At 28.2% G+C, this 10,899-nt stretch carries 7 protein-coding genes; all 7 read right to left on the bottom strand.

Going from position 1 to position 10,899, the window contains the following annotated elements:
* Positions 1 to 193 (bottom strand): hypothetical protein (locus ACKI5C_RS10490; protein WP_407433061.1); only part of this gene is annotated, 193 nt, incomplete at its 3' end.
* A gap of 241 nt (positions 194 to 434) precedes the next feature.
* Complete coding sequence (locus ACKI5C_RS10485) at positions 435 to 1,124, bottom strand: BspA family leucine-rich repeat surface protein (protein WP_407433060.1); 690 nt, start codon at positions 1,122 to 1,124, stop codon at positions 435 to 437.
* Between the two features lie 13 nt (positions 1,125 to 1,137).
* A complete protein-coding gene (locus tag ACKI5C_RS10480) occupies positions 1,138 to 2,013 on the bottom strand; it encodes a hypothetical protein (protein WP_407433059.1) in 876 nt (291 codons plus the stop codon).
* A 108-nt stretch (positions 2,014 to 2,121) separates the two neighbouring features.
* The gene (locus tag ACKI5C_RS10475) at positions 2,122 to 2,637 is read right to left on the bottom strand and encodes a hypothetical protein (protein WP_407433058.1); all 516 of its coding nucleotides are present in this window, start codon (positions 2,635 to 2,637) and stop codon (positions 2,122 to 2,124) included.
* 42 nt (positions 2,638 to 2,679) lie between these two features.
* Entirely contained in the window at positions 2,680 to 3,603 is a 924-nt protein-coding gene (locus ACKI5C_RS10470; RefSeq protein ID WP_407433057.1) for a hypothetical protein, read from the bottom strand.
* A 33-nt stretch (positions 3,604 to 3,636) separates the two neighbouring features.
* On the bottom strand, positions 3,637 to 4,650 hold the full coding sequence (locus tag ACKI5C_RS10465) for an XkdF-like putative serine protease domain-containing protein (protein WP_407433056.1): 1,014 nt from the start codon (positions 4,648 to 4,650) through the stop codon (positions 3,637 to 3,639).
* Between the two features lie 112 nt (positions 4,651 to 4,762).
* The gene (locus tag ACKI5C_RS10460; RefSeq protein WP_407433055.1) at positions 4,763 to 10,828 is read right to left on the bottom strand and encodes a BspA family leucine-rich repeat surface protein; all 6,066 of its coding nucleotides are present in this window, start codon (positions 10,826 to 10,828) and stop codon (positions 4,763 to 4,765) included.
* Positions 10,829 to 10,899: the final 71 nt, after the last annotated feature.

The following is a 10,899-nucleotide window of genomic DNA, read 5'->3' as shown; positions in this document are numbered from 1 at the left end:
AGCAACCACAATTTCCAGTGCTATTTCCACCATTAAACAAGTTTGCTAAACCACCATTTTGAAGTAAGTTCAAACCCAATGCTCCAATACCTAAACCTAAAGCAGTTCCAGCCACACCTTTTGAAGCATAATCATCATCATCTTTGACATAGTATTTCTTTTCCATACCATTGCCATTCATCATTTCAGCCATTTGTTGAGAAAATTAAAAATTTATTTAATAAATGGTTATTTCGCTTATGTACATCTTACTAATCTAACCTTGCTTCTCTCAATCTAAACATATGGAAAAATAATAATAAATGGTTATTTTTAAGAATTTCAAGAAAATATTTTTATTGTATAAAAGAAAAATGCCCTACAGACTATTGTAGGGCATATATTATTTAAAAATTTATTATTAGTTATGTTTAATAACAATGTTTATATGTCTATTATACTATAGAATATTCTATTGTTACTTTGTCTTGTATTCCAGCGTCAACCAATCTTTGATACCACCAATCATATTGCTCTTGACTAACTTCACCCAATATTAATTTATTTAACGAAGAACAGCTGTTGAATATATAAGTATGTTGAGTAACTTTGGATATATCAAAATTACTAATATCTAATGTTGTTAAACCTCTACATCCATTAAACATCCAACTCATATTAGTTACTGCTGATGTATTGAAATTACTTAAATCTAATTCAGTTAAACTATTACAGTTAGCAAACATTTGATTCATATTAGTAACTTTGGATGTATCAAAATTACTAACATCTAATGTTGTTAATGATTTACATCCACTAAACATATAATTCATATATGTAACATTGCTTGTATCGGGAAATGATATTAATTCACTAATACTAGAGCCACTAAATGTTCCGTTACAACTTGTTAATGTTTCAATACCTAAATTATCTAATGTGGTAGAATATGGACTTGATGTTGCAGTATATGCAGTGTCATTTAATTTATATGTCGTTGTATCTCCAGTAAATTCAAATGATAATGTGTTATTATTTTTTGGTGCTGAATCAAATACAACTTGTGTACCTTTATATCTCTTTATTATTTTCTTATCACCTTTATACAAGGCAATAACTTTTTTATCTCCTTTATATATTGCCATATTTGTATAAAAATTAACCTTCAATTATATTATATGTACATCTACTATCATATGTACCTAATGCATCATATTCTGATTGTGTTCCAGTCCATTCGTTTACTTTTAAATCTACTCTTCCACCACCATCTTCTAATAAAAGTGAACCATTAGTACTTCTGAATCCAAACCACATCGAACCGCTATCATTTCCATTAATATCTTTACCACCTATAGCAATATCATATCCAGTATCACCTTCATCAAACGATGTAAATCCAGCACTCAACTTAATATCTCCTTGATAAGCATTCCAACCATAATCTTCTTCACCCATAATGATTTTATTAACTCCAGCAGTACCACCTTCACCACCTTCAATTGTAATATTACCTTCACCCATTATTGAATTACCATTGATGGTTTTGAATTTAATTTCTCTATAATCGTCTTTTTCATTGGTGTACCAAATAAGGTTATTAGGATATTCTTCACCTAACATTTTGATATATTGTTCTGGTTCACCACCACTGATTTCAATATTACCACTACCAATTAATGATTGACCGTTGACAGATTTAAGGTTTATATATCCATCATATCCATTGATTGCTAATACACCAGCAGTTCCACCTTCACCACCAGTTGCAGCAGAATTGAATACATTATCCAACTCCATCAATATATTTTCTCTGTTAACGATATTTCCATTAACTTGTATTTGTCCGATTGTACCATTGAATAATATTCTTCCTTCTTCAGTTGAATTAAATTGGATAAAATCTGATTCATCATCCAATACATAGTATATTGTATTTAATGGAACTGATAATTCACCATTTCCAATATAAAAAGAATTTGGATTATCACTGGTAACTATTACATTGTTACCTTGTTTAGTTATATTAATCATTTGTAATAAAATTTAAAATATTATTTATTATAAACATTAATTAATTGACAAAAAAAGGATGGTATTTTACTTACCATCCTTCAAAACATTTATTTAGTTTTTTAATTATTATGCATTTTCACCAATGAAAGTTTTAACATCTTCAATGTGATATGCACTTGAAGTCAAGTCAGAAGACATTTCAACAGAAATACCGCTTGCTTCAGTTGCAGAAGCAGCACCAGTGTTAGTTACAACAGTTGCTTCCAAACCACTATTCTTAGTACCAAGCAATACACCTGTGTTATCAGAGAATACTGCAATACCTAAGAATGAACCCAATGATAAAGTGTCCATAATTGTTTGAACTTCATCAGTATAAGAACCCGCTACAGAGAAAGATAAAGTATGAGTTCTATATTTATTACCACTATCTGTAGTATTTAAAACATCAGTAAATGATGCTGTATTTTTTGCTGGTTCAAACAAATGCCATTTACCTTCAGACTTTAATGTAACTTCACCATTTGCATCACTTTCTACGTCATCAGTGTTAGCCAAATAAATTAATTTTACTGATTGAAGTACATAGCCACATGATAAATCTTTTGTAATACCAGACGCTAATTGACAACTAATAGCCATATCTATATTATATATTTAAAGAATATTATTTTAATAATTTAATTATGCTTTTGCGATTACACATAATTCTGGATAAACAACGCCACATGCAATATTCGTTACCACTCCAATTCTGAACATATTTTCCAATGTTGATTCTCTCATATCAACAATTTTGTATTGAATATCACCGTTTTCAACATCATAACCCAATACCAAGTTCATTGGATGAGAAGCCAAAATTGTATTCTTTTCGATTCTACTAGGAACGATTTCATATCCATAAGCGAATACTTTTTCACCTTGTTTTGCGAAGTTAGCCCAAACAGCAGTAGTCAATGGAGATTCATTACCCAATGCAGTCATCAATTTTCTGTAATCCATATGATTGATAAAGATTTTGTAACCTTCAACTTCAGCATCCAAACCGTTGATTGCATCAGCAACTTCACCAATCTTACCTAAGATGTTAGCAGTAGTCAATGTTGCACCAGCAACTTTAACTGAATTTTCAGCATCATTTACTTTCTTAACGATACCATCAGCAAGTCCTAAATAACCACCTTTACCTTTTGCACCATTGAAGAAGATTTCTTCATATTCTTTTCTCAATTTCTTTGCCAATACATTGTTGAAGAACCAGTCATAGAATGTTGAAGGAATACCACCATTCAAAGAGATTTCAGTTTGTTCAACCAAGAAAGAGTTCCAGAAAGCATCATAGCATTCTTCCAAGTTTACTTTGATTGCAACTGGTTCAATCCATTGTTCAGATAATGTAACTTCACCAGATGGGGTGAAAGGACAAGAGTATGCTTGGAACAAATCACCAACTTCACCACTCATTAATTGTGTCTTACCTTTAACACCAGACATATATCTAATACCATAACCTTTCAAATTTGATTCATAAAGGTCTCTCACAAAGATTTCTTGTGCTTCTTTACCACAGTAATTAATATTACCTAATTCTGCAAAATTTGCCATATTTGTATTTTATATTTTGTAAATATTATTTTATTATTTATAAGAGATTCTGCCAGTAGCAAAATCTAAGAATGAAGGATGAGCATTTTGTTTTGATGCATCAACTTTAATTGGTTCAGTTGAAGGTTGTTTACTTAACTTTTCAATTTGCTTTTGCATTTCAGCAATTTCAGCATCCTTTTGTTTTAGTTTTTCTGTTAAATCATCAACAACTGCTTGAAGTTCATTTTCCTTTTCTTCTTCAGTTGTTTGTGGGTCTTCAACAATATCAATCACTTCAGCAACGATTTCTTCAGCAGCAATTTCTTCTTCAACTACTGGTTCTTCGATTGGAGTTTCTTCTGCCATTTCTTCAACCACTTCAATTGGTTCTTCAATAACTTCAGATTTAACTTCTTCAACTGCTTCTTCAACTTCTGGAGCACTTTCTTCTTTACCCAATGCTTCAGCAATGATTGATTTAAGTTTTGACCAGAAACTTTCAGTGATTTCCACTGTTTCCAACTTTACATCAGTCATATTTGTATCTTGTTTTTGTAATTTAATTTCATCCAAGTTGACAAAACTTTCAATAGAAAAACCTCTTAATTCACCAGCCTTAACTCTTTCCCAAACTTCCTTATTTTCAACTTTCATTGATACCAACCAAGTACCATCTGGAACATTCATACCGTAATCTTTAGATTTATCGTTTTCAGATGTTTTAATCCAAGATTCAACCAAACAAATATCATCAGCAACATCTTTATGGTCAGTTGTTACTGAATACATCCTACCATTCATTAAATAATCATATGCAAGATGTTCAATTGTTTCTTTTGAAAATTGAATGTAAAATTCTTCTTTACCGTTATTTCTATAGATAGGTTTATCTGGAATAAGAACAGCACCAATGATTAAATGTTTGTCTTCCTTCTCTAAGAAAATCTGTTCTTGTTTTTGTGCTGATAAATAAACGAAATCAGATTCTATTGCTGGTTCATCAACCAATGAAATAGCATATACATCACTATCAATAGTAACTGAATATCTTTTTATTTTATCCATTATTATATCTTATTTATAATAAACATTATAAATAAAATTAACTATATAAATATTAATATTTTACTTATAATAGTAAATAAAAAAAGGGAACTATTTAAAGTTCCCTTAATATTTATACTTCTATGATTGTTACATTATTTTGTATACTATTTTCAGTTAACCTAGCATACCACCAATCCCTTGTTCCTTGTTTAACTTTTAATGTTTGTAAATTAGTACAACCATTAAACATATTAGACTTATATGTTACATTAGATGTATTAAATGATGATACATTTAATGATGTTAAACTTTTACAATAACTGAACATATTAGACATAGTAAATACATTTGATATATTAAACGAAGATAAATCTAATGAAGTTAAACCACTACAATTGTAGAACATTTCATACATACTTTCTACATTAGATGTGTCAAATGAACTTAAATCTAATGATGTTAAACTTTTACAATTAGAAAACATAGCAGACATATTAGTAACATTACTTGTATTAAAGTTACTTACATTTAATGATGTTAAAGAAGTACAACCACTAAACATAGACCCCATATTATATACATTTGATGTATCAGGGAAAGATGTTAATGTAGTAATATTAGGTTTAGTAAATGCTGAAGTACAATTTGTTAAACCAGTTATTCCTAACTCTGTTAATGTTATTGTATATGGGCTTGTTGTTGCTGTATATGCTATTTCGTTTAATCTATATGTATATGTATCTCCACTAAATTCAAATGATAATGTATATTTTGTCATATCAGGTTCATCACCTTCTATTATATCACAAGAAATTTCCGCTTCTGTTAATCTTGCACACCACCAATCATAAGTACCTTCTTTAATTCTTAATGTTTGTAATGATGTACAATTAGCAAACATGCTTCTAAAAAAAGTGATATGATTAACACCCCAACTACTTACGTCTAATGTTGTTAAATTACTACAATCAAGAAACATATAACCAATAGATGTAACTTTTGATGTGTCAAACGATGATAAATCTAATGATGTTAAACCACTACAACCGTAAAACATATTTTCCATTGTCGTTACTTTAGATGTGTTAAAACTACTTAAATTAATTGAAGTTAAACTACTACAACCATTAAATATATTATACATAGTAGTAACATTACTTGTATCAAATGATGATACATCTAATGAAGTTAAAGAAGTACATCCACTAAACATATCTTCCATAGTTGTTACACCACTTGTATTAAATGAACTTAAATCTAATTCAGTTAAGCCACTACATCTATAAAACATATTTTCCATTGTTGTTACATTACTTGTATCAAATGATGATACATTTAATGATGTTAAACCACTACAATAACTGAACATATCTTCCATTGTTGTTACATTAGAAGTGTTGAAATTAGATAAATCTAATGATGTTAATCTTTTACAATAACTGAACATTTCTTCCATACTAGTTACATTAGATGTGTCAGGGAAAGATATTAAATTAGTAATCGAAGAACCACTAAATGTTCTATAACAACTTGTTAAATCTTCAATACTTAATTCTCTTAATGTTGTTGTATATGGACTTGTTGTTGCTGTATAATTTCTACCATTTAATATATATGGTGCTGTATATCCACTAAATTCAAATGATAAAGTATCATTAATAGGTGTATCAGGTTCATCACCTTCTATTATATCACAAGAAATTTCAGCATCATTTAATCTCTCACACCACCAATCATAAGTACCTTCTTTAACTTTAAGTGTGTTTAATGAATTACAACCTTTGAACATTTCAGCATTATATGTAATATGATTAACATCCCAACTACTTACGTCTAATGTTGTTAAATTACTACAATAACTAAACATATAATCCATATCTGTAACATTTGATGTGTCAAATGATGATAAATCTAATGACGTTAAACCACTGCAATAGTAGAACATACTTTCCATTGTTGTTACATTACTTGTATCAAATGATGATACATTTAATGATGTTAAAGAAGTACAATAATTAAACATATTATACATATTAACAACATTACTTGTATTAAATGATGATAAATCTAATGAAGTTAAGCCGTCACAATACGCAAACATGCTTAGCATAACAGTAACTTCAGATGTATCTGGGAAACTTATTAAATTAGTAATCGAAGAACTTTCAAATGTTTTAATACAATTTGTTAAATTGTTGATGTTCAACTTTGCTAATGTGGTTGAATATGGACTTGTTGTTGCTGTATATTGTATTTCATTTAATTTATATGTTGCTGTATTACCACTAAATTCAAACGATAAAGTATCACCTATATCACCAATAACTGAACCTTCTATTATATCACAATAAATTCCAGCATCACTTAATCTCTCACACCACCAATTATATGCTTCTTGAGTTACTTCGCCTATAATTAACTTAGTTAATGAAGAACAATTTTCAAACATATTAGTTGGTTTATATTTATCTATGACATATTCAGAAACATCCCAATTAGTTACATTTAAAGTTTGTAATGATGTGCAATTGTAAAACATCCATGATAATAAAGGAAATTTACTTGTATTGAAATTAGATAAATCTAAACTTGTCAAACCACTACATCCATGAAACATACCTTCCATAGTTGTAATATTAGAAGTATCAAAGTTAGATAAATCTAATGATGTTAAACCACTGCAATTGTAGAACATATTTTCCATAGATGTAACATTGGATGTATCAAATGATAATAGATTTAATGATGTTAAATTAGTACAATAATTAAACATATTTTTCATTGTTGTTACTTTTGATGTATCAAATGAACTTAAATCCAATGTTGTTAAACCGTCACAATACGCAAACATAGACATCATATTTTCTACGTTAGATGTGTTGAAATTAGATAAATCTAATGATGTTAAACTATTACAATAACTGAACATATCTTCCATATATAATACATTACTTGTGTCAAAATTGCTTAAATCCAAACTTGTCAAACCACTACATCTATAAAACATTCTATCCATATTATATACATTTGATGTATCGAAACTACTTAAAACAATTGAATTTAAATTATAACTATCATCAAACATACACATCATACTAGTAACATTACTTGTGTTAAATGAACTTAAATCCAAACTTGTTAAACCACTACATCCATAAAACATAAATTCCATATTTCTAACCGAAATTGTATTAAATGATGATAAATCTAATGAAGTTAAACCCGTACAGAATTGGAACATGGCTCTCATAGTAGTAACTTCAGATGTATCAGGGAATGATATTAAATTGGTAATATTAGATTCTTTAAATGTTTTATAACAACTTGTTAAATCTTTAATACCTAATTCTTTTAATGTTGTTGTATATACACCATATTCTTGTGCTGTATAATCATTTTCATTTAAATAAAAAATTGAGTTAGATGCATTACCATTATACGCATATGTTAATGTTACACCTGTCATTGGTTTTCTATAAAATATAACATCACCAATAGTTGTATAACCAGATTTAATAGTTATTGTTACGGCTTCTTGATTTTCAGTTGATTCATTTTCATTAGATGATATTGAGGTTGTGAATGTTGTTCCAGTGTTTTGTGTTGTTGAACTTGTACAATCTTCATTTATAACTACCGTATTATATGTGTAACTACATTCATCAATTATGACACTTTTATTCCATTTAACAGTTAAATTGGTGTTTATAGTATTATTTTCATCAGCATTAAAAGTACCTAATTCATTACCTTTTTCATCAATTACTTTAATAGTCAATAATTCATAATCTACATTTGTTGTTGATGGATTACATGTAGGTTCTTCATAACCACATCTTGTTGAGTTAGTTTCTAATAATATATTTGTTGGTGAACCGCTTGTTGACCAATTACCATTACATAATGCATCCACATAATATGTTGTTCTTTCATATAAATTATATCCATCACAATATGTTTCTGTTTTTGATGATGTACAGTTTGTTTGAGATGTGTCTGTTAAACAATATGTTTCATTTGTATCTATCCATCTATATAACGTTTCACCACTTACATTTGGGTTTATTACATCACACACATTTGAATTTATCGCTTCTGTTGTTGATGTTCTTTCAATAATTGGGTATAACTTAACATTATCACCACCATTACAATTTACACCATATAATTCTTCTATATAATATTCAGTACCATCAACACATACTGCTTTTTCATTATTTACCACATATTCTGTAGTTGCATTGTTAGTGCAAGAACTTGTTGTTTTTTCATATCTTGTTAAAATTGTTGAACCATTCTTTTTGTATTCGCATAAAGTATAAATAAAACCTTCAAAGCAAGATGTACAACTATTTACTTTTTCATCATAATCCAAACAAGCAATTGAATTTGTTTCTTTCTGGTTTCCTCTTATATTACCAACAAATATTAATTCACCATTTTCAGTATATTTCTTATATTTTTTATTTATATAATATAAATCTTGTCCAATACATGCAGTATCTTCAGTTGTTGTTGTAACATAATAAATTCTTCCTTGAATAACATTAATTGTTTCAATACTATTATCCTTGTAAAGTATTGTAATTGTAAATGTTCTTGGTTCTTCATTAGTATTTTCTGGAACTGTTACTTCATATCCATTACCGTTTTGATTTGACGCATACTGTAAAGATGATGTTACTGATTTAACATTACTCAACCCTTTTATTGGAATTATATTAATCTTTTGTCCTTGTGCTGTTATATCAATTCTTGTTGTTGTATCTCCAGTAATACCTCCACCACCATCACCAATAATAACTGTAACATATTGTGTTGTTCCATCTATTGATGTTGCTTTAATACTAAATGTACCATTGTCAACTTTTGATGTAACACACATTTCTTTTGTACTATTATCAAATGTAAAATCAAATGCTGTACTATCCCATTCCCATTCTACTGGACAAGTATTATCAATAGTAAAACATTTTTTTTGTCCTCTTTGCTGAAATTGTATTGAAGATGGTAAATTATTTATTTTACAATCTTCTGAACATTTAATGTTATAATCAACTATATTAAAACCAAATTTCGTATCAAACTGTTTATATGTTCCTACTATATTATAATTATTATATACATCTTCAAAACCAGATAAACAATAAAAGTCATTTGTTGTTAAACCATTAGAATTATATTGTTCTAATAATGTCCATGTGAAAAAATTATTAACACATTCACCTGAAATTGGTTTGTAATATACACTATCATTTGTAGTAATATTCATTGTATCACTACCCAATACAGAATAAGTGGTGTATTTAGCATTTAAATTGATTGTAATGAGATTTCCACTATCATTGGTAGAAACAGTATAAGAAGGGAATAAACCTTGTCTAAACCCACTTAAAATATTATTGTTATTTGTTGTTTCAATTAAAGCGTAATATCTATTATTAAGATATTCCAATAGATTATAATGAAAATAAAATCTATAGGAAATGAAAGGTATTTGAAATGATAATGTTTGTGAAAACTCTCTACCATCAAACGAATCAGTAAAACTCATTGACGTTGGATTGAATTCAATAGTTTTTAAATTACCTCCACCTTTTTCATTTAATGTAAATCCATACCCATCTACATCTATTGTAGCCTTATCCATATCAATCATTTTAAGACTTTTTATACGACTTATAACATACTCACAAGGCTTATCACATAAAGTCAAAGAAAATGCTACAGAAGTCTTTAAATAAACTGTAGGAGCGTTTTGTAATGCTCTAAATGTTATGGTTAAAATATTTGGTGTCTTTTCATCATTGATAACATAAGAATATGATACCATAACTGGATATTCAGCATTAACTACAAACGCTTCATTTTCTTTATTCTTAAACACAACCATCCAATTATTATTTAATAAAGTCTGGATAATTGAATAATGGCTTACCTTAGAATGTTCTGCTAAAGTGACCGTTAAAGTATTATCAAATGAAAATCTGTTATCAACACTTGATGTTGATGAATATTCTACAGATTCACAATATAATCTTTGTGCAGAACCTTTTATATTAGATGCTGAAGCATTGCTTTCGCCATCATCTGTTATATAATCTAATAAAGGTTCATTAAATTCATATAAATATATATAATTATCTAAATTATTTAAATTATATTTACATTCTCTTAAATAATTATTAACTGGCATATTATTAAAATATTTATTATAAACATTAATAAAAACAAAAGGGAAGGTAAATAGTTACCTTCCCAATCTAA

The sequence above is a fragment of the Methanobrevibacter sp. genome, from assembly GCF_045646045.1.
Lineage (GTDB): Archaea > Methanobacteriota > Methanobacteria > Methanobacteriales > Methanobacteriaceae > Methanocatella.
This window is presented reverse-complemented; position numbering and strand designations above follow the sequence as displayed.